The 18,804-nt window shown below is 70.2% G+C and carries 19 protein-coding genes; 13 read left to right on the top strand and 6 right to left on the bottom strand.

Annotated elements, in window-relative coordinates; genetic code table 11:
- Position 1: 1 nt before the first annotated feature.
- The 3 genes from radA (at position 2) to ABE488_RS06785 (ending at position 2,822) form a co-directional block, all read left to right on the top strand.
- Entirely contained in the window at positions 2-1,390 is a 1,389-nt protein-coding gene (radA, locus tag ABE488_RS06795) for a DNA repair protein RadA (RefSeq protein WP_346447584.1), read from the top strand.
- 27 nt (positions 1,391-1,417) lie between these two features.
- On the top strand, positions 1,418-2,179 hold the full coding sequence (locus ABE488_RS06790) for a 2OG-Fe(II) oxygenase family protein (protein WP_346447583.1): 762 nt from the start codon (positions 1,418-1,420) through the stop codon (positions 2,177-2,179).
- A gap of 82 nt (positions 2,180-2,261) precedes the next feature.
- Positions 2,262-2,822: a hypothetical protein gene (locus tag ABE488_RS06785; RefSeq protein ID WP_346447582.1), complete on the top strand. Its 561-nt coding sequence runs from the start codon at positions 2,262-2,264 to the stop codon at positions 2,820-2,822.
- Positions 2,823-2,852: 30 nt separating this feature from the next.
- Here the strand turns inward: ABE488_RS06785 and ABE488_RS06780 are convergent, their stop codons facing one another.
- The 5 genes from ABE488_RS06780 to ccsA all read right to left on the bottom strand — a co-directional run bounded on the left by ABE488_RS06780 (position 2,853) and on the right by ccsA (position 8,522).
- Positions 2,853-4,427: a DHA2 family efflux MFS transporter permease subunit gene (locus ABE488_RS06780; protein ID WP_346447581.1), complete on the bottom strand. Its 1,575-nt coding sequence runs from the start codon at positions 4,425-4,427 to the stop codon at positions 2,853-2,855.
- A 25-nt stretch (positions 4,428-4,452) separates the two neighbouring features.
- Positions 4,453-5,640: an efflux RND transporter periplasmic adaptor subunit gene (locus tag ABE488_RS06775; RefSeq protein WP_346447580.1), complete on the bottom strand. Its 1,188-nt coding sequence runs from the start codon at positions 5,638-5,640 to the stop codon at positions 4,453-4,455.
- Positions 5,637-7,127 (bottom strand): efflux transporter outer membrane subunit, encoded by a 1,491-nt coding sequence (locus tag ABE488_RS06770; RefSeq protein ID WP_346447579.1) that lies wholly within the window; start codon positions 7,125-7,127, stop codon positions 5,637-5,639. Before ABE488_RS06770 ends, ABE488_RS06775 begins: the two co-directional genes overlap by 4 nt.
- A gap of 2 nt (positions 7,128-7,129) precedes the next feature.
- Positions 7,130-7,591, bottom strand: a complete 462-nt coding sequence (locus ABE488_RS06765) for a MarR family transcriptional regulator (RefSeq protein WP_346442263.1) — start codon at positions 7,589-7,591, stop codon at positions 7,130-7,132.
- A gap of 142 nt (positions 7,592-7,733) precedes the next feature.
- On the bottom strand, positions 7,734-8,522 hold the full coding sequence (gene ccsA / locus ABE488_RS06760) for a cytochrome c biogenesis protein CcsA (RefSeq protein ID WP_346447578.1): 789 nt from the start codon (positions 8,520-8,522) through the stop codon (positions 7,734-7,736).
- A gap of 116 nt (positions 8,523-8,638) precedes the next feature.
- Here ccsA and ffh point away from each other — a divergent pair, with 116 nt between their 5' ends.
- From ffh to ABE488_RS06710, 10 genes are all read left to right on the top strand, one after another.
- Entirely contained in the window at positions 8,639-10,009 is a 1,371-nt protein-coding gene (gene ffh / locus ABE488_RS06755) for a signal recognition particle protein (RefSeq protein ID WP_346442265.1), read from the top strand.
- Complete coding sequence (locus ABE488_RS06750) at positions 10,006-11,085, top strand: nitronate monooxygenase (RefSeq protein ID WP_346447577.1); 1,080 nt, start codon at positions 10,006-10,008, stop codon at positions 11,083-11,085. The genes ffh and ABE488_RS06750 overlap by 4 nt, the downstream gene beginning before the upstream one ends.
- Positions 11,082-11,906, top strand: a complete 825-nt coding sequence (locus ABE488_RS06745; RefSeq protein ID WP_346447576.1) for an aminotransferase class IV — start codon at positions 11,082-11,084, stop codon at positions 11,904-11,906. The genes ABE488_RS06750 and ABE488_RS06745 overlap by 4 nt, the downstream gene beginning before the upstream one ends.
- Positions 11,907-11,995: 89 nt before the next feature.
- Positions 11,996-12,256 carry a 30S ribosomal protein S16 gene (gene rpsP / locus ABE488_RS06740; protein ID WP_047136289.1) on the top strand — a complete coding sequence of 87 codons (261 nt, stop codon included), beginning with the start codon at positions 11,996-11,998 and terminating at the stop codon, positions 12,254-12,256.
- A 36-nt stretch (positions 12,257-12,292) separates the two neighbouring features.
- On the top strand, positions 12,293-12,820 hold the full coding sequence (gene rimM, locus ABE488_RS06735) for a ribosome maturation factor RimM (RefSeq protein WP_346447596.1): 528 nt from the start codon (positions 12,293-12,295) through the stop codon (positions 12,818-12,820).
- A gap of 169 nt (positions 12,821-12,989) precedes the next feature.
- The gene (gene trmD, locus ABE488_RS06730) at positions 12,990-13,745 is read left to right on the top strand and encodes a tRNA (guanosine(37)-N1)-methyltransferase TrmD (protein WP_346447595.1); all 756 of its coding nucleotides are present in this window, start codon (positions 12,990-12,992) and stop codon (positions 13,743-13,745) included.
- A 143-nt stretch (positions 13,746-13,888) separates the two neighbouring features.
- On the top strand, positions 13,889-14,332 hold the full coding sequence (gene rplS / locus ABE488_RS06725; protein WP_183426030.1) for a 50S ribosomal protein L19: 444 nt from the start codon (positions 13,889-13,891) through the stop codon (positions 14,330-14,332).
- Between the two features lie 143 nt (positions 14,333-14,475).
- Positions 14,476-14,889, top strand: a complete 414-nt coding sequence (locus tag ABE488_RS06720; RefSeq protein ID WP_346447575.1) for an RNA-binding S4 domain-containing protein — start codon at positions 14,476-14,478, stop codon at positions 14,887-14,889.
- 27 nt (positions 14,890-14,916) lie between these two features.
- Complete coding sequence (locus ABE488_RS06715) at positions 14,917-15,642, top strand: YafY family protein (protein ID WP_346447574.1); 726 nt, start codon at positions 14,917-14,919, stop codon at positions 15,640-15,642.
- 48 nt (positions 15,643-15,690) lie between these two features.
- The gene (locus tag ABE488_RS06710; protein ID WP_346447573.1) at positions 15,691-16,317 is read left to right on the top strand and encodes a glutathione S-transferase family protein; all 627 of its coding nucleotides are present in this window, start codon (positions 15,691-15,693) and stop codon (positions 16,315-16,317) included.
- A gap of 60 nt (positions 16,318-16,377) precedes the next feature.
- Here the strand turns inward: ABE488_RS06710 and katG are convergent, their stop codons facing one another.
- Positions 16,378-18,633, bottom strand: a complete 2,256-nt coding sequence (katG, locus tag ABE488_RS06705) for a catalase/peroxidase HPI (protein WP_346447572.1) — start codon at positions 18,631-18,633, stop codon at positions 16,378-16,380.
- Positions 18,634-18,804: the final 171 nt, after the last annotated feature.

The raw sequence follows: 18,804 nt of genomic DNA, 5'->3' as shown, positions 1-18,804 counted from the left end.
GATGGCCAAGCCCGCCGCCAAAGCTCGAACCGCCTTCGTGTGCAGCGAGTGCGGCGCCGACTACAGCAAGTGGCAGGGGCAGTGCAGTGCCTGCGGCGCCTGGGACACGATCGCCGAGATCGTGCTCGAGAGCGCGGCCTCGGCCCGCTCGCCGGCGGCGCGCCGTTCGGGCTGGGCCGGCAAGGTCGACGCGCCCAAGGTCATGGCGCTCAAGGATGTGCAGCAGGGCGAGGACGTGCGGGTGTCGACCGGCATCGGCGAATTCGACCGGGTGCTGGGCGGCGGCCTGGTCGAGGGCGCGGTGGTGCTGGTCGGCGGCGATCCTGGCATCGGCAAGTCGACGTTGCTGCTGCAGGCGCTGGCGCGGATGGCGCATACGCTGCCGGGGCTGTACGTCACCGGCGAGGAATCGCTGGCCCAGGTCGCCGGGCGCGCGGTCCGGCTGGGGCTGTCGCTCGACGGCCTGCACGCGCTGGCCGAGACCGGCATCGAGCGCATTCTCGAGCACGCCTCCAGGCTCAAGCCTGGGCTGATCATCGCCGACTCGATCCAGACCTTGTGGACCGAATCGCTGACCGCCGCGCCCGGCTCGGTGAGCCAGGTCCGCGAGTCGGCCGCGCGCCTGGTGCGCTATGCCAAGGAGACCGGCACGGCGGTGTTCCTGGTGGGTCACGTCACCAAGGAGGGCGGCATCGCCGGCCCGCGCGTGCTCGAGCACATGGTCGACGCGGTGCTGTATTTCGAGGGCGACAGCGGCAGTCGCTTCCGGGTGATGCGCGCATTCAAGAACCGCTTCGGCGCGGTCAACGAACTGGGCGTGTTCGCAATGGGGGAGAAGGGCCTCAAGGAAGTCGCCAACCCGTCGGCGATCTTCCTGTCGGGTGCGGGCGCGCAGCAGCCTGGCAGTTGCATCATGGTCACGCGCGAGGGGACCCGGCCGTTGCTGGTCGAAGTACAGGCGCTGGTCGATGCCTCGCCGCTGTCCAATCCCCGGCGCGTCGCGGTCGGCATGGAAGGCAACCGGCTGGCGATGCTGCTGGCGGTGCTGCACCGGCACGGCGGCATCATGACCGGCGACCAGGACGTGTTCGTCAACGTCGTCGGTGGTATTCGCGTGCAGGAGACCGCGGCCGACCTGCCGGTGCTGCTATCGGTGCTGTCGTCACTGCGCGACATCCCGCTGCCGGACAAGACCATCGCCTTCGGCGAGGTCGGTCTGGCCGGCGAGATCCGGCCGGTGCCCAACGGCGAGGAGCGCCTGAAGGAGGCCGCCACGCACGGCTTCGTGCGCGCGATCGTGCCGCGCGCGAACGCGCCCAAGGCCGGCGCCTACAAGGGCATGGAGGTCATCGCGGTCGAACGGCTGGCCGAGGCGCTCGAGCATGTCTGAGTGCCGGGCCGGGCGGGCACTGCGCCGATGAGCCGAGTCGGTCCAGTCGATGCGGTGCAGGCCGGGACGCCGTGCGATGGCATGCCGCTTGCTGCCCGGCACGATCTCGACCAGTTGCGGGGTGACTTCGCGCGCGATGGCCATGTCGTCGTGCCCCAGGTGTTGACCGATGGCTTTGCGCAGGCGCTGCGTGCCTGTCTCCTCGATTGGTCGCGCTGGGCGCTGGTGACCCGGATCGAAGGTCGGCATCGCGACTTCGACGCCGCCGCGATCGCGCAGATGGATGCCGCTTCGTTGCGGCCGTTGCAGGCGCTGATCTTCCAGGAAACGCGTCGCGGCATGCAGTATCTTTACGAACGATTTCCCGTTCATGACGTCGGCTACGACCCTGGCCCGCTGCCGCCGGCGCTGGACCGGTTCCGTATGCTGCTGGGCGGCGGCCCGCTGCGCGCCTTGGTGCGATCGGTTACGGGCGTCGACGACATCGACTTCGGCGATGCCCAGGCGACTCGCTATCGTGCAGGGCATTTCCTGACCCACCACGACGACGACCAGCCTGGGAAGCAGCGACGGCTGGCCTACGTGCTGGGCCTCTCGCCGGGCTGGCGCGCCGACGACGGCGGGCAATTGCAGTTTCTCGACGGAGACGGGCACGTCACCGATGTCGTTGTGCCGCGCTTCAATGCGCTGGCGCTGTTCCGGGTGCCGCGTCCGCACCTGGTGACGGCGGTCTCGCCATTCGTCGATGCGGCCCGGCTGTCGATCACCGGCTGGTGGCGCGCATCGTGATTGCCCGGGCAGACGCGCATCGCGCGCCGATATGTATGCGATGCGGGCCTTCGGTCCGGGGCGGGCGATGACAGGTGCCGGCTTGTCGCGGCCGCTCGCCCGGCTCGTCTCGATTGCACTGCATCCGTTCGTCGTGTTCGCGGCGCTCGCGTTGCTGGCGGCCTGGCGCGCCGATCCCGCCTCGCTCGGGCGGACCGCGCTGGGGCTCGTGGCCGGGGTGGCGATCGTCGCGGCCTTCATCTGGCAGCGGCGATGGGGCGGGCATTGGGAAACGGTCGATGCCTCGCGGCGGCAGGAGCGGCCGCTGCTCTATGCGCTGCTGCTGGTCGTCGCCGGCGGCTATTGGCTGTGGATGGGCGGTCGCGGCGCATCAACCTCGGCCGGCGTGCTCGCGGCCGTGTTGATGCTGTGCGTAGCTGGGCTCGCCAACCGCTGGATCAAGCTGTCGCTGCATATGGCGAGCCTGGCGTTTGCGGCAGTGGCGCTCTGGCCGCTGTTGCCCACGGTCTCGGTCGCCGGGCTACTGGCCCTGCCGATGTTGGGGTGGTCGCGGCTGCGTTTGGCACGGCATACGTGGCCCGAGACGATCGGCGGCACCGCGCTTGGGGTGGTCACGGGCCTGGTGCTGCTGGCCCTCGGCTGACGACGCGCACGACCTCGCGCGCGTCGCCGCTCAGTGGCCGCCCGAGGCCGCGCCGCCGATCTTCGCCGCGAACGGTGGCCGCGCCATCCAGACGAACGCGATCACCAGCAGGAACAGGATGCCCAGCAGATGGAAGATCTCGTTGAAGCCGATCTGCGTCGCCTGCTGGGCGATCATCTGATCGAGCATCATCGCGCCGCGTTGCACATCGCCCTGGCCCAGCGCTGCGACCGTCTGCTGGATCGCGGGATCGTGGGCGGGGATGTGCTCGGTCAGCTGCGCATGGTGGATGGTGCTGCGCTGGTTCCACGCCCAGGTGGTCAAGGATGCGGCGAAGCTGCCGCCGAGCGTGCGTACGAAAGTCGCCAGGCCTGAGCCGGCGGCGATCTCGTGCGGTTCGAGGTCCGACAGCAGGATGGTCAGCACCGGCATGAAGAACAGCGCCACGCCCAGGCCCTGCCACAGCTGCACCATCGCGACATGCTGGAAGTCGACGTCGAGATTGAAGCCCGAGCGGATGAAACTGGTGAAGGCCATCACCATGAACGCGAACGTCGCCAGGATGCGCAGGTCGAATCGGGTGGCGTACTTGCCCACCAGCGGGGTGAGCAGCACCGGCAGGATGCCGATCGGCGCGGTCGCAAACCCTGCCCAGATCGGCGTGTAGCCCAGGTTGCGCTGAAGCCACAGCGGCACCAGCAGGCCCACGGCGAAGAACGCCGAGTAGCCGAGCACCATCGCCAGCGTGCCGAAGGCGAAGTTGCGATGCCGGAACAACCGCAGGTTGACGATCGGGTCCTTCTCGGTGAGTTCCCAGATCAGGAACACCGCCAAGCCCAGCACCGAGGTGATCGCCAGCCATACGATCTTGGTCGACTCGAACCAGTCTTCCTCGTTGCCCAGGTCGAGCAGCGTCTGCAGCGCGCCGACGCCGATGATCAGCGTGATCAGGCCGACGTAGTCCATCTTCGGCGTCTCGAGTTTCTCCGGGCGCCCGCGCAACTGGCTGGCGACGACGAGACTGGCGAAGATGCCGATCGGCACGTTGATGAAGAAAATCCATTCCCAGCTGTAGTTGTCGGTGATCCAGCCGCCGAGGATCGGGCCGCAGATCGGCGCGACCACGGTGACCATCGCCAGCAACGCGATCGCCTGTCCGCGTTTGGCCGGGGGATAGATCGAGATCAGCAGGGCCTGGGTCACCGGATACATCGGGCCGGCGACGAAGCCCTGCAGCGCGCGGGCGGCGACCAGGAATCCCATGCTCGACGCCAGGCCGCACAGCAGCGAGGCGATCACGAACGCGAACGTCGCCCACACGAACAGCTTGCGCTCGCCGAAACGGCGGGTCATGAAGCCGGTCAACGGCAATGCGATCGCATTGCTGACCGCGAACGAGGTGATGACCCAGGTCGCCTGGTTCGAGCTTGCGCCGAGGTTGCCGGCGATCGTCGGCAACGAGACATTGGCGATCGTGATGTCGAGCACTTGCATGAACGACGCCAGCGCAAGGCCGATCGTCGTCAGCGCCAGGTTCGGCGGACGGAAGGCGGATGCAGCGGCCGGGGCAGGAGCGCCCGGCGCGTCGGCAGTGGTCGTGGACATGGCGGGCTCGATGCCGGGAACCGGCTCAGCGGCGGGTGGCGAGCTGGGGCAGGTTGGCCTCGATCGTGCGCGTGATCAGCGCATCGGCCTGGGCCTGCTGCTCGGCGTAGGCATCGGTGGACAGCAGGGGCGCGGCGCGCTTGGCCTGGGAGGTGGCCAGCACCGGGCCGTCCTGGTCGCGCACGGCGACATCGACGTGCATGCTCAGGCCCAGGCGCAGTGGATGTTCGGCCAACTGCGCGGGATCGAGCTCGATGCGCACCGGCACGCGCTGGACGATCTTGATCCAGTTGCCGCTGGCGTTCTGCGCCGGCAGCAGCGAGAACGCACTGCCGGTTCCCATGCCGAGGCTGGCGACCTTGCCGGTGTAGCGCACCTTGCTGCCGTACAGGTCGGCGCGCACCTCGACCGGCTGGCCGATGCGCATGCCGGTGAGCTGGGTCTCCTTGAAGTTGGCCTCCACCCAGACCTGTTCCAGCGGCACGATCGTCATCAGGGTGTTGCCCGGCTGCACCCGCTGGCCCAGTTGCACCTCGCGGCGGGCGATGTAGCCCGACACCGGCGCGACGATGGCCATGCGTTGCAGGTCGAGCCAGGCGCGGCGCAACTGCGCGGCGGCGGCCTGGACTTGCGGCTGGCTCGCGACCTCGGTCGCGTCGACCAGCGCGCGGCTGCGCGAGAGCTGGCCTTGCGAGGCCGACAGCGCAGCTTCGGCACCGGCCAGCACATCGCGGGCGTGGGCCAGTTCCTCGCGCGAGACCGCACCGCTGGCGACCAGGCCTTCGCGGCGCCGCACGTCTTCGCGGGCCTGGCGCACGGCGACCTGCCGCGCCGCCAGTTCGGCCTGGCCGGATTCGACGCTGCTGTAGAGGCCACGCACCTGACGGACGGTACCGGCCAGGTTCGCGACCGCCTGATCGTAGGCGACCTGCGCGTCGTTGGGGTCGAGGTGCACCAGCGCCTGCCCGGCCTCGACGCGCATACCTTCGTCGGCGTCGATCGAGACCACCGTGCCCATCGTCTGCGGGACGATGCTCACGACGTTGCCCTGCACATAGGCATCGTCGGTGTCCTGGTGCCAGCGTCCGACAAGCAGGTACCAGCCCGCCCAGCCGAGGCCGGCCAGGATCGCGACGGTGGCGAGGATCACGAGCGCGCGACGGCGCTTGCCGGGCTTGGGTGGCGGGGTGGCGGATTTGGATTCGGAGGTCATGGCGTGGTCGCCCCGGCTTGGGTCTGCGTGGAAGGGGAGGGCGCGGCGAGCGTCAGGCCGCCGCCGAGCGCGCGGTCGAGATCGACAGCGGCGCCGAAGCGCTGCGCGCGCAGCGTGGCGAGCTGTTGCTCGAGCTGGAACAGCGGCCGCTGCGCGGCAAGGACGTCGAGCTGGTTGCCGATGCCGGCGCGGTAGCGGGTGTCGGCGAGCGCGAACGCTTGGCGTGCGGCTTCGGTCGCGTCGGCGACGGTGTCGATCTGCGCATCGAGCGCACGTGCAGCCTGCAGGGCGTCGGTGACCTCGCGCAGTGCGGCGACCAACGTCTGGTCGTAGCTCGCGACCGCGGTGTCGTAGTCGGCGTCGCGCTGGGCCAGGCCCGCGCGCAGCCGGCCGCCGTCGAAGATCGGCAGGCTCAGTGCGGGTCCGCCGAAGCCGAGCACCGCATCGCTGCCGAACAGGTCCGAGAGGTTGCCCGCCGCCAGGCCGACCAGCGCGCTGAGGTTGATGCTGGGCTTGAAGGCGGCCTTGCCGGCGTCGACACCGCGTGCGGCGGCCTCGACGCGCCAACGCGCGGCGACGACGTCGGCGCGATGGCCCAGCAGCTCGCTGGGCAGTACCGCGGGCACCGCCGGCGGCGGCGCCTGCAGCAGGCGCGGGCGGACGATGTCGAGGCCGCGATCGGGGCCCTTGCCCAGCAACGCGGCCAGCGCATTGCGCGCGGCATCGATCTGCTGCTGCGCAGCCTGCGCCTGCTGGCGTGCGATGCCGATCGCGGTGTCGGCATTGCGCAGTTGCAACTGGTTGTCGAGACCGGCCTCCACGCGCTGCCGCGCAAGGTCGCGTAGCCGGGTGGCGCGGTCGATCTCGCGCTGCGCCACGTCCTGCGCGTCGAAGGCCTGCGCCAGCGCGATGTAGCCGCGGGCGACGTTGGACGACAGCGTCAGGCGCGCAGCCTGCGCATCGACTTCGGCGGCCCGTGCCTGCCCGGCGGCCGCCTCGAAGGCCGCGCGCTGGCCACCCCATAGGTCGGGCGTCCATGCGAAGTCGAGCATCAGCACGCCGCTGGCCTTGAAGTCGCCGCCGATGGGGGCAGGCGCGAGGGTTTCGGGCAATTGCACGCCGCTCACACGCGCGCTGGCACCGAGGGTCGGCCGACGCTGCGCATCGGCGAGCCCGGCCTGCGCCCGTGCGCTGCGGGTGCGGGCATCGGCGGCAGCCAGGGACGGGCTGTCGCGCAAGGCCTCATCGATCAATGCGTCGAGTTGCGGGTCGCCGAACGCAGTCCACCAGTCGCTGCGCGGAAAATCGGCAGCGCTGAGCGGGGCACCGGCCAGGCTGCGGCCGGTGGCGAGCGTGTCGGCATCGCTGGGGGTCAGCTGCGGCGCCAGGCCGCGACTGCTGGCACAGCCTGCGAGCAGCAGTGCGGCGGCGATCGGCAACACCGCAGCCGGCGCCCGTCGCCGGGCGCGTGTCGTGGGAGAAGGCATGGTCACTGTCCCGGGAAGGAGAGGTTGTCGCGAACCTGTTCGAGAAGCTGGATCAACTGCTGCCGCTGGGCATCGTCGATGCCCGACATCGCACGCTCGCGCACGCGGTTGCCGCATTGGTCGATGTCGCGCCAGATCGCCTCGCCCTGCGCGCTGAGCCGGATCCGCACCACGCGGCGGTCGTCGGGATCGGCATGGCGCTCGACCAGACCGCGGTCGATCAGCCTGTCGATCAGGCGCGTCATCGCGCCAGGGTTGAGCTCGGCTGCACGCGCAAGATCGGTCGCGTTGCTGGTGCCCAGCGCCAGTTTCTTGAGCGTGATGTATTGGCTGAAGCTCAGCTCATGCCCGGCCTGGGCGAGCTCGTCGGCCATGCGCGCCCACATGGCATCGCGGACCTGCCGGAACAGCAGGCCCAGCGACGAACCGCTGGCGGAGGCGCAAGGGCGGGGAGGAGACGACATGGTGGCGCATGGTCCTCGCCTCTGCAATTGTTGTCAAGGCAAGTATTGCCGTAGCAAGCGCTGTTCAGGCAGGCGGCTGGGATCGGTTCAGTGTTTGGGCGCCGGAGGGCGAGGTTCCCCTTCGCGGGCAGGACCGGTCAGCTCAGGCGGGCCGTCCGAGCACCAGCTCCAGCACGAACTTGCTGCCGAAGAACGCCAGCACCAGCAGCGCCATCGCCGCCAGCGTCCAGCCGACCGCGCGCGGGCCGCGCCAGCCGTGGCGCCAGCGACCCAGCAGCAGGGCGCCGAAGGCCAGCCACGAGAGCACGCTGAGCACGGTCTTGTGGATCAGGTGTTGGGCGAAGAAGTCGTCGACGAACAGCACGCCGGTGATCAGGGTCGCGGTCAGCAGCGCGAACCCGACGCCGATCGTGCGAAACAGCAGCGATTCGAGTTCGGTCAGCGGCGGCAGCGCGCGCAGCCAGCGATGGAACTCGCGTCGGCGCAGTGCGCGTTCCTGCGCCCACAGCAGCAGCGCAAGCAGCGCGGCGATCGCGAGCGTGGCGTAGGACAGCAAGGCGCAGCCGGCATGCACTTGCAACCGCCAGTCCGGCACGCTGGAGGCGACATGCGCGCCCCGGCCATAGGAGATCAGCGCCGCGGCGGCGATCGGAAACACGATCACGCCCAGCGCGGCGACCCGCCCGCGGATGTCGTAGAGCATGGTCAGCACCGCCATGCCCAGGCCGACCAGCGACAGCGCGGCGTAGAAGTGCAACTCGGTGCCCACATCGCGCCACACCAGCATGTGCGCGGCGGCATGCAGCGCGACGGCCGCACCGGCCGGCACCGCCCACCAGGCATTGGCGGGCGCGGGGTCGCGCCCGACGCCGTGCACGAGCGCCACGGCAGCGGCCACGTAGAGCAGGGCTGCGATGAGAACCATTGTCATCGCGGAAGTGTCGCACAGGAACGTGCCGAACGCGCCTGCCGCCGATCGACGCGGGCCGGGGCGCGCGGGCGTGCGGGCTATAATCGCCGACCGTTTTGACCCAGCCCGAGTCCCGCATGTTCGAGTCCCTGACCCAGCGCCTGTCCGGCACCATCGAGCGCCTGCGCGGGCGCGGCCGCCTGACCGAGGAGAACATCCGCGAGGCGACCCGCGAGGTGCGCATCGCGTTGCTCGAGGCCGACGTCGCGCTGCCGGTGGTGCAGGCGCTGATCGAGCGGATCAAGGTCCGCGCGGTCGGGCAGGAAGTGCTCAAGTCGCTGACCCCGGGCCAGGCGCTGATCAAGGTCGTGCGCGACGAGCTGACCGCGGTCATGGGCGCGCAGGCGACCGAACTCAATCTCGCCGTGCCGGCGCCCGCGGTCGTGCTGATGGCCGGCCTGCAGGGCGCGGGCAAGACGACCACGGTCGGCAAGCTGGCCAAGCTGCTGAAGGAAAAGCGCAAGAAGAAGGTCATGGTCGTCAGCGCCGACGTCTACCGTCCGGCCGCGATCGAGCAGCTGCGCACGCTGGCCGAACAGGTCGATGTGCGCTTCTTCCCGTCCGAGGCCTCGCAGCAGCCGGTCGACATCGTGCGCGCGGCGATCGCCGATGCGCGCAAGTCGTTCATCGACGTCCTGCTGGTCGACACCGCCGGCCGCCTGGCGATCGACGAGGCCATGATGGCCGAGATCAAGGCGCTGCATGCCGCGGTCAATCCGGTCGAGACGCTGTTCGTCGTCGACTCGATGACCGGTCAGGATGCGGCCAACACCGCCAAGGCCTTCGGCGAGGCGCTGCCGTTGACCGGCGTGGTGCTGACCAAGACCGACGGCGATGCCCGCGGCGGCGCGGCGCTGTCGGTGCGCTACATCACTGGCAAGCCGATCAAGTTCGTCGGCACCGGCGAGAAGGTCGATGGCCTCGATGTCTTCCATCCCGAGCGCGTCGCCAGCCGCATTCTCGACATGGGCGACGTGCTGTCGCTGGTCGAGCAGGTCGAGCACCAGGTCGACAAGGACAAGGCGGCCAAGCTGGCGCAGAAGGTCGCCAAGGGCAAGAAGTTCGACCTCAACGACATGAAGGACCAGCTCGAGCAGATGCAGAACATGGGCGGCATCGGCAGCCTGATGGAGAAGCTGCCGGGCCTGGGCCAGGTGCCCGAGCACCTCAAGCAGCAGGTCCAGCAGAACAAGGAAGTGCCGCGGATGATCGCGATCATCGATTCGATGACCAAGAAGGAGCGGCGCAATCCGGCTCTGCTCAACGGCTCGCGCCGCGCGCGTATCGCGGCCGGTTCGGGCACGACCCCGGCCGACGTCAACAAGCTGATGAAGCAGTACATGCAGATGGAAAAGATGATGGGCAAGATGGCCCGCGGCGGCATGAAAGGCATGATGCGCGGGCTGCAGGGCATGATGGGCGGCATGGGCCGCATGCCGTTCCGGTGAGCGCTGGCGCGCACCCTGCGCGCCAGCGGGCCGATGCGTTCTGCGCGCGCTTCGGCCTGCGGATTCCGGTCCTGATGGGGCCGATGGCCGGCGCCTGTCCGCCGGCGTTGGCGGCGGCGGTGGCCGACGCCGGTGGCCTGGGCGCGATGGGCGCGGTGCTGTCGCAGCCCGCCGACATCGACACGTGGATGCGCGCATTTCGCGATCGCACCACGGGCCCGGCGCAGGTCAATCTGTGGATTCCCGACCCGCCGCCAGCGCGCGACGCGGGCGCCGAAGCGGCGACCCGGGCGTTTCTCGAACGCTGGGGGCCGGCGGTGCCGGCCTCCGCCGGCGACGCCTCGCCGGCCGACTTCGATGCCCAGTTCGACGCCTTGCTGGCCGCGCGACCGGCGGTCGCCTCGAGCATCATGGGGGTGTTTTCTCCGGCGCAGGTCGAACGTCTGAAGGCGGCCGGGATCGCCTGGTTCGCGACCGTCACCACGCTCGACGAGGCGCGGCAGGCGCAGGCCGCGGGCGCCGATGCGGTGGTCGCGCAGGGCGCCGAGGCCGGCGGGCACCGCGGTGCGTTCGAGGCCGCCGAAGCCGAGCACCGCATCGTCGGGTTGTTCTCGTTGTTGCCGCGGCTGGCCGATGCCCTCGAGGTGCCGGTCATCGCCGCTGGCGGCATCGCCGATGGGCGCGGTGTCGCCGCCGCATTGTTACTCGGCGCGAGCGCGGTGCAGATCGGCACCGGCCTGTTGCGCACGCCCGAGGCGGCCATCGCACCGGCCTGGGCGGACGCGCTGGCCACGGCCGAGCCGGAGGCCTGCTGGCCGACCCGGGCGTTCAGCGGCCGGCTCGGCCGTGCGCTGGCGACCGGCTACGTGCGCGCGGCGGTTGCCGACGATGCGCCACCGCCCCGGCCGTACCCGGTCCAGCGCGGGCTCACCGCGCCGATGCGCGCGGCCGCGGTCCGCGATGGCCGGCTCGACGCGATGCAGGCCTGGGCAGGGCAATCGGCCTGGCTGGCGCAGGCGCGGCCGGCCGGCGAGCTCGTGCGCGCCTTGTGGGACGAGGCCCGGGGGCTGCTGTGACGCGCGCTGCGCTCGCGGTCAGTCACTGGATCGACGGCCGGCCGGCCGAGGCGGCGGACCTCGCCGCCGCCCTGGTCAACTACGGGCATTTCTCGACCCTGCAGGTGCGCGGACGCGCGGTGCAGGGTCTGGATCTGCACCTGGAGCGGTTGCAAGGGGCCAACCTCGAACTGTTCGGCAGCCCGCTGGCCCGGGACGCCCTGTTGGACGCGATGACCTCGGCCGTCGCGGCCGCTGGCGTCGACGATGCGACCTTGCGTATCGCGGCGTTCTCGCGCGATATGCCGGCCGTCGAGCGCGGCGAGGCGGTGCCGACGGTGCTGCTGGTCGCGTTGTCGCCGCCGCGCGCGCCGCCGGCCGCGCCGCTACGGCTGGACTCGCACGTCCATGTGCGTGCGCTGGCCCATCTCAAGCACGCCGCCACGTTGCCGCTGCTGCATGCACGCCGGCAGGCGGCGCTGGCCGGCTACGACGATGCGCTGCTGGTCGATGCCGACGGCACCATCGGCGAGGGGGCACTGTGGAACGTCGGCTTCGTCGCCGGCGATGCGGTGGTCTGGCCGGTCGCGCCGGCGTTGCGGGGCACCAGCGAGGGTCTGCTGCAGCGCGCGCTCGAGGCTGCGGGCATCGCGCAGCGCCACGCCTGTGTCGGCCTGGACGATTGCGCGGGCTTCGATGCCGCGTTCGCCTGCAACAGCGGTGGGGTGCGTGCGGTGGCGTCGATCGACGGCTGGCGCTTCGATGCCGACGCGGCGATGCTCGGACGCCTGCGCGCGCTGCTCGCCGCGCAGCCCTGGATTCCGCTCGAGGGCGCGCGTTGACCGGTGCTTGCGCCGGCGGCGGCCGCTTCCGCTATAATCGCCGGCTTACCTCGCCACCCTGGCGACTGGGCAACACAGGAAGCAAAGCAATGGTCAAGATCCGTCTGACGCGCGGCGGCGCCAAGAAGCGTCCGTTCTACCACATCATCGTGACCGACTCGCGCAGCGCGCGCGACGGCCGCAACATCGAGCGCGTGGGTTACTACAACCCGGTCGCGACCGGTGGTGAGCAGCGTGTCGTCCTCGACACCGAGCGCGTCGACCACTGGGTCAAGAACGGCGCCCAGATGAGCGACAAGGTCCGCGCCCTGTACAAGGAAGCGGGCAAGGCTGCGGTCGCCGCTGCCTGATCCATGGGCCGCGCCTACGGGCGCGGCCATGCCGAGATGAACGATCCGACGCGCCAGCCTCCCCAGCGGATGATCCAGCTGGGCAAGGTCCATGGCGCGTTCGGCGTGCGTGGCGAGGTGAAACTCGAATCGTTCACCGAGCCGCGCAGCGCGATCTTCCGCTACCAGCCCTGGGTGCTGCGCGACGGCCGCGGCGGGGAGCGCACGCTGTCGGGCGCGCGCGGTCGCGAGACGCCCAAGGGCGTGGTCGCCACGCTGCCCGACATCGCCGACCGCGATGCCGCCGAGGCGGCGCGCGGGCTGGAAGTCTGGGTGCCGCGCGAGGCGCTGCCGCCGCCTGCGCCGGGCGAGTACTACTGGGTCGACCTCGAGGGCCTGCGCGTGCGCAATCTCGAGGGGGTGGACCTGGGAACGGTGTCCCATCTGTTTTCGACCGGTGCCAACGATGTGCTGGTCGCCCAGGGCGAACGCGAGCGCATGATCCCGTTCGTCGTGCCCGACTATGTCGTCTCGATCGACTTCGACGCCGGCCTGGTGACGGTCGATTGGGACGCGGATTTTTGAACGCCGCGCGACGCGATTGGTGAGCGGACGATCCAGGTCGTGGCCTGCGAAGCCGCGCCACACCCAGGATCGGCAGTCGCAGCCGTCTCGTCGTTCGTGATCGGGAGGGAACGTCATGTCGTCCGAAGCGCAAACGCATCCCGCCTCCCGAGCCGCCGCGCACGGCGGCATCCGCATCGATGTCGTCAGCCTGTTTCCCGAGTTCATCGACCAGGCGGCAGCAGTCGGCGTGGTCGGACGTGCGCGTGAGCGCGGGCTGGTCACGCTGCAGGGCTGGAACCCGCGCGATTACGCGCAGGGCAATTACCGGCGGGTCGACGACCGGCCGTTCGGTGGTGGTCCGGGCATGGTGATGCTGATCGAGCCGTTGCGGGCCGCGCTCGCTGCCGCGCGTGCGGCCGACCCGGCGTCGGCGCGGACGATCTACATGAGTCCGCAGGGGCGGCCGTTGACCCAGGCCAAGGTGCGCGAACTGGCGGCGTTGCCGCGGCTGATCCTGCTGTGCGGCCGTTACGAGGGGGTCGATGAGCGGCTGCTCGAGGCCGAGGTGGACGAGGAGCTGTCGATCGGCGACTACGTGCTCTCGGGCGGGGAACTGGCCGCGGCGGTCGTCGTCGATGCGGTGGCCCGGTTGCAGGACGGCGCGTTGAACGATGCCGATTCGGCGGTGCAGGACAGCTTCGAGGGCGACGGCTTGCTCGACTGCCCGCACTACACCCGGCCGGTCGACCATGCGCTGGGTCGGGTGCCCGACGTGCTGCTGTCGGGCAATCATGCCCAGATCGCCGCCTGGCGTCGGCAGCAGTCGCTGGGGCGCACCGCCGAGCGGCGCCCGGACCTGCTCGACGAGTCCGCGCTGGACAAGGCCGACCGACGGCTGCTCGCGGCTTGGCGGGCCGAGCGGGAGCGGGATCCGGACGCCTGAGCGCTGCGGCGACGGCAGTGGCATTCGCCGAGCGCCTGGGCTTATAATGCGCGGCTAACCGAAACAACGGGCCATCGTGCCCGCCATGCCAGAGCGTGCGTCCACGTGCACCACGCCTACAACGACTCCAACAGGCCAAGACCATGACCACCAAGCCCTCTCTGAACACCCTGCTGCAGGAATTCGAAAGCGCCCAGACCGCGCGCGAGCTTCCCGACTTCGGCCCCGGCGACACCGTCGTCGTCAACGTCAAGGTCAAGGAAGGCAACCGCGAGCGCGTGCAGGCCTACGAAGGCGTGGTCATCGGCAAGAAGAACGCCGGCCTGAACTCCGCGTTCACCGTGCGCAAGATCTCGCACGGCTACGGCGTCGAGCGCGTGTTCCAGAGCCACAGCGCGCAGATCGAGTCGGTCGAGGTCAAGCGCCGCGGCAAGGTCCGCGCCGGCAAGCTGTACTACCTGCGCGGCCTGGAAGGCAAGAAGGCGCGCATCAAGGAAGACCTGTCGGCTTCGGCGAAGGCCAAGAACGAGAAGGCACGTGCCGACAAGGCCGCTGCCGCCGCCGCACCGGCGCCGGCTGCCGAGTAATCCGGCCCCCGGTCCGATGTCGCACGACGGCCGCCGCAAGGCGGCCGTCTGCGTTTGTGGCCTCGGACCTGGATCTCCGACATGCCGCCCGTCGACCGAGCATCGCGGCTTGATTTGGCGGGCGGCGCACCGATATCGGGCCGATGAACCAAGTCCCGGGCGCCCATGCCGCCGACAGCGTCCGCCTCGATCTCTGGCTGTGGGCGGCGCGCTTCTTCAAGACCCGCGCCCTGGCCAAGCAGGCGATCGAGACCGGCAAGATCGATGTCGGTGGCCAGCGGGCCAAGCCCGCGCGTGCGGTCCGTATTGGCGATGCGCTGCGTGTAGCCAGGGGCGAGGAAGTGTTCGAGGTCGTCGTGGCTGGCCTGTCGGACACGCGCGGACCGGCCAGCGTGGCGCAGGGGTTGTACGCCGAATCCGAGGACTCGCGCGCTGCACGCCTGGCGCGTGTCGCCGAGCAGCGCGCACAGCGCGCCGGCTATCGCGCGCCGGAGCACAAGCCCGACAAGCGCGCCCGGCGATTGATCCGGGCTCTGGGCGATATCGACGCGCTGTAGCATCGGCACGGGTTGGAGGCGGGAATCATGTCCGAACGCGCGACACGGCTGCTGCGTCTGCTCGATGACCTGCGCCGTCGGCGCCTGCCGGTCCCCGGACGCGAACTGGCCGAAGGGTTGGGCATCAGCCTGCGCACCCTGTATCGCGACATCGAGGCCTTGCGCGGGCAGGGCGCCGAGATCCAGGGCGATCCCGGCCTGGGCTATCTGCTGCGCCCCGGCTTCCTGCTGCCCGCGATGATGTTCTCCGATGAGGAGCTCGAAGCGTTGGTGCTCGGCGCACGCTGGGTCGGGAGCCACGCCGATCCGGAACTGGCGGCCGCGGCCACACGCGCACTCGACCGCCTGGTCGGCGTCCTGCCTGGTGCATTGCGCTTGCAGGTCGAGACCAGCGGTCTGTTCGCCCCACATTGGGCGCCATCGGAGCCCGAGCCCTGGCTGCCGATCCTGCGGCGCGCGATCCGGGGCGAACGTGCGCTGCGCATGCGGTATGCCGACGCCGCGGGGCGCGGCAGCGAGCGCACGATCTGGCCGTTCGCGATGGCCTTCCTGTCCGATACGCGCCTGCTCGCCGCCTGGTGCGAGGCGCGCCGCGATTTCCGTCATTTCCGTGCCGACCGGGTCGTGGCGTTGGAGGACACCGGGGTGCGGTATACCGTGCGTCGCCACGAACTGCTGCGCAGGTGGCACGCGCAGCGACGGACCGAGCAACATGCGGCGCTGGCCGGCGACGACGCTGCTGACAGCCACTGACAGCGGGGCCGCGGAGACTGGGCGCTCCTTCCAGACCGAGCAGGCCCGATGACCGAGACGCTGACCTTCTACACCCATCCGATGTCCCGTGGCCGGGTGGCCCGCTGGATGCTGGAGGAAACGGGGCTGCCCTATGAAGAGGTGCTGCTGGAGTACGACACCAGCATGAAGTCGCCGGCCTACCTGGCGATCAACCCGATGGGCAAGGTGCCGGCGATTCGCCATGGCGAGACGGTCGTGACCGAGAACGCGGCGGTGTGTGCCTATCTCGCCGAACTCGTCCCCGATACGCAACTGGCGCCACCGCCCGGTTCGCCCGAGCGGGGGAGCTACTACCGCTGGCTGTTCTTCCTCGCCGGGCCGCTCGAATCGCTGCTCACCGCGCAGGAAACCGGCGCACTCGCATCGGCGCGCGCGGCCGGCTACGGGAATCCGGACGACGTGATGCGGACCTTGGAGCAGGCGGTGACCGGCAGGACGTTCCCGGCCGGCGAGCGGTTCAGTGCGGCGGATCTGTACATGGCCGCGATGCTGGGCTACTACATGCAGATCGGCGCGATGCCATCGCGGCCGGCCTTCCTCGAGTTCGCGCGCGTCCACGCCGCACGTCCGGCGGCCCAGGCGGCTGCGAAGCGTGACGATGCCCTGGCGGCGCAGGCGTCGTCGGGCGGCTGACACCAGATCCCAGGACGGCCGCATGGCGCGGCCGTCCTGAGGCGCCTGCGTGGTGGCGGATCAGCGCAGGTCGAACCGATCGAGCTGCATCACCTTCGTCCAGGCCGCGACGAAGTCGTCGACGAACTTGTCCTGCGCGTCGTCGCTGGCATAGACCTCGGCCAGCGCACGCAGCACGGCGTTGGATCCGAACACCAAGTCGACGCGGGTGCCGGTCCACTTCACTGCACCGCTTAGACGATCGCGACCCTCGAACACGTCGCGCGCCTTGGAGCGGGGCGACCAGGCGGTGTCCATGTCGAGCAAGTGGACGAAGAAGTCGTTGCTCAGCACGCCCGGTCGGTCCGTGAACACGCCATGCCGGGCGTCGTCGACGCCGATGTCGAGCACGCGCAGGCCGCCGACGAGCACGGTCAGTTCGGGGGCGGTCAGTGTCAGCAGCTGCGCCCGGTCGATCAGCAGCGCTTCGGCGGGAATCGCCGAGGGCCCGGCCAGGTAGTTGCGGAAGCCGTCGGCGACGGGTTCGAGGACCGCGAACGATGCGACATCGGTCTGCGCCTGGCTCGCATCGGTGCGGCCGGGCGAAAACGGCACGGCAATCTCGCGGCCGGCCGCCTTCGCCGCCTGCTCGATGCCGGCATTGCCCGCAAGCACGATCAGGTCGGCCAGCGACACCTGCTTGCCGCCCGGCGCGCCGAGGTTGAACGCGCGCTGGATGCGCTGCAGTACGTCGAGTACGCGGGCCAGTCGCTCGGGGCGGTTGACCGCCCAGTCTTTCTGCGGCGCCAGGCGGATGCGTGCACCGTTGGCGCCGCCGCGCTTGTCGCTGCCGCGGAAGGTCGACGCCGACGCCCACGCTGTGCCGACCAGCTCGGGCACCGTCAGGCCCGATGCCAGCACCTGTGCCTTGAGCGTTGCCACGTCGGCCTCGTCGATCAACGGGTGCTCGGCCTCGGGCACCGGGTCCTGCCAGATCAACGCCTCCTTCGGGACTTCGGGGCCGAGGTAGCGCGCACGTGGGCCCATGTCGCGGTGGGTCAGCTTGAACCAAGCGCGGGCGAAGGCATCGGCGAAGGCCTGTGGGTTCTCGAGAAAGCGCCGCGAGATCTTGCCGTACGCAGGGTCGAAGCGCAGGGCCAGGTCGGTGGTCAGCATTCGCGGCCGATGCTTCTTGGCCGGGTCATGCGCGTCGGGCACGATGTCGCCGGCCTCGCGGGCGACCCACTGGTGCGCACCGGCGGGGGACTTCTCCAGTTCCCACTCGAAGCCGAACAGATTCTCGAAGAAGTTGTTGCTCCACAGCGCCGGTGTCGTGGTCCAGGTCACTTCCAGGCCGCTGGTGATCGTGTCGCCGCCCTTGCCCGAGCCGAAGCTGCTGCGCCAGCCCAGCCCCTGTTCCTCCAGGTCGGCGGCTTCGGTTTCTGCACCGACATGCTCGGCTGGACCGGCACCGTGGGTCTTGCCGAAAGTGTGGCCGCCGGCAATCAGCGCGACCGTTTCCTCGTCGTCCATCGCCATGCGGCCGAAGGTATCGCGGATGTCGTGCGCGGCGAGCAATGGGTCGGGGTTGCCGTCGGGGCCTTCCGGGTTCACGTAGATCAGCCCCATCTGCACCGCGGCCAGCGGACGTTCGAGCCGGCGCGTGTGGACATCGCCGTCGGCATCGTCGTCGGACACCAGCACCGCCGCGTCGCCGGGTTTCTCGACACCCTCCGAGCCGTGTGCATAGCGCACGTCGCCGGCGAGCCAGGTCGTCTCACGGCCCCAGTACACGTCCTGGTCGGGCTCCCAGGTGTCCTCGCGCCCGGCCGCGAAGCCGAAGGTGCGAAAGCCCATCGTTTCCAGCGCCACGTTGCCGGTCAGGATCAGCAGGTCCGCCCAGGAGATCCGTCGGCCGTACTTGCGCTTGATCGGCCACAGCAGTCGCCGGGCCTTGTCGAGATTGACGTTGTCGGGCCAGCTGTTGAGCGGGGCGAAGCGCTGCTGGCCCCGGCCGCCGCCGCCGCGGCCATCGCCGGTGCGGTAGGTGCCGGCCGCATGCCAGGCCATGCGGATGAACAAGGGGCCGTAGTGGCCGAAGTCGGCCGGCCACCAGTCCTGGGAGTCGGTCATCAGCGCACGCAGGTCGCGCTTGAGGCCGTGGTAGTCGAGCGTCTCGAACTCGGCGGCGTAATCGAAATCCGCGTCCATGGGATCGGACTTCGACGAATGCTGGCTGAGCAGATCGACCCGCAACTGGTTCGGCCACCAGTCTCGGTTGCTCGTGCCCTGGACCGCGGCGTCGTGATGGAAGGGGCATTTGGCTTCGGTGGACATGGGGCTACCTTGTCGGTCGGTGGCGCGCGGCGCGATTGCGGGACGCGCGCGCGGAAGTTCGGAAAGGGTCGGGCGGCGCCAGGCAGGCAAGCCGGGGCGGGAACTCAGTCGCCGGCGTGCGGCGCTGGCGACGCGGTGGCACCGGTAACGGGCGAGGGCGCAAGGTGCATG

This window comes from Luteimonas sp. TWI662, assembly GCF_039673825.1.
In the GTDB taxonomy this organism is placed as follows: domain Bacteria; phylum Pseudomonadota; class Gammaproteobacteria; order Xanthomonadales; family Xanthomonadaceae; genus Luteimonas.
Note: the sequence above shows the minus strand (reverse complement) of the source record. Positions and strands in the feature narration are given on the sequence as shown.

Coding starts and splice junctions, on each gene's coding strand:
- radA (WP_346447584.1), top strand. CDS start 2: ATGGCCAAGCCCGCCGCCAAAGCTCGAACCGCCTTCGTGTGCAGCGAG.
- ABE488_RS06790 (WP_346447583.1), top strand. CDS start 1,418: ATGAGCCGAGTCGGTCCAGTCGATGCGGTGCAGGCCGGGACGCCGTGC.
- ABE488_RS06780 (WP_346447581.1), bottom strand. CDS start 4,427: ATGTCCACGACCACTGCCGACGCGCCGGGCGCTCCTGCCCCGGCCGCT.
- ABE488_RS06775 (WP_346447580.1), bottom strand. CDS start 5,640: ATGACCTCCGAATCCAAATCCGCCACCCCGCCACCCAAGCCCGGCAAG.
- ABE488_RS06770 (WP_346447579.1), bottom strand. CDS start 7,127: ATGCCTTCTCCCACGACACGCGCCCGGCGACGGGCGCCGGCTGCGGTG.
- ABE488_RS06765 (WP_346442263.1), bottom strand. CDS start 7,591: ATGTCGTCTCCTCCCCGCCCTTGCGCCTCCGCCAGCGGTTCGTCGCTG.
- ccsA (WP_346447578.1), bottom strand. CDS start 8,522: ATGACAATGGTTCTCATCGCAGCCCTGCTCTACGTGGCCGCTGCCGTG.
- ffh (WP_346442265.1), top strand. CDS start 8,639: ATGTTCGAGTCCCTGACCCAGCGCCTGTCCGGCACCATCGAGCGCCTG.
- rpsP (WP_047136289.1), top strand. CDS start 11,996: ATGGTCAAGATCCGTCTGACGCGCGGCGGCGCCAAGAAGCGTCCGTTC.
- rimM (WP_346447596.1), top strand. CDS start 12,293: ATGAACGATCCGACGCGCCAGCCTCCCCAGCGGATGATCCAGCTGGGC.
- rplS (WP_183426030.1), top strand. CDS start 13,889: ATGACCACCAAGCCCTCTCTGAACACCCTGCTGCAGGAATTCGAAAGC.
- ABE488_RS06720 (WP_346447575.1), top strand. CDS start 14,476: ATGAACCAAGTCCCGGGCGCCCATGCCGCCGACAGCGTCCGCCTCGAT.
- ABE488_RS06715 (WP_346447574.1), top strand. CDS start 14,917: ATGTCCGAACGCGCGACACGGCTGCTGCGTCTGCTCGATGACCTGCGC.
- ABE488_RS06710 (WP_346447573.1), top strand. CDS start 15,691: ATGACCGAGACGCTGACCTTCTACACCCATCCGATGTCCCGTGGCCGG.
- katG (WP_346447572.1), bottom strand. CDS start 18,633: ATGTCCACCGAAGCCAAATGCCCCTTCCATCACGACGCCGCGGTCCAG.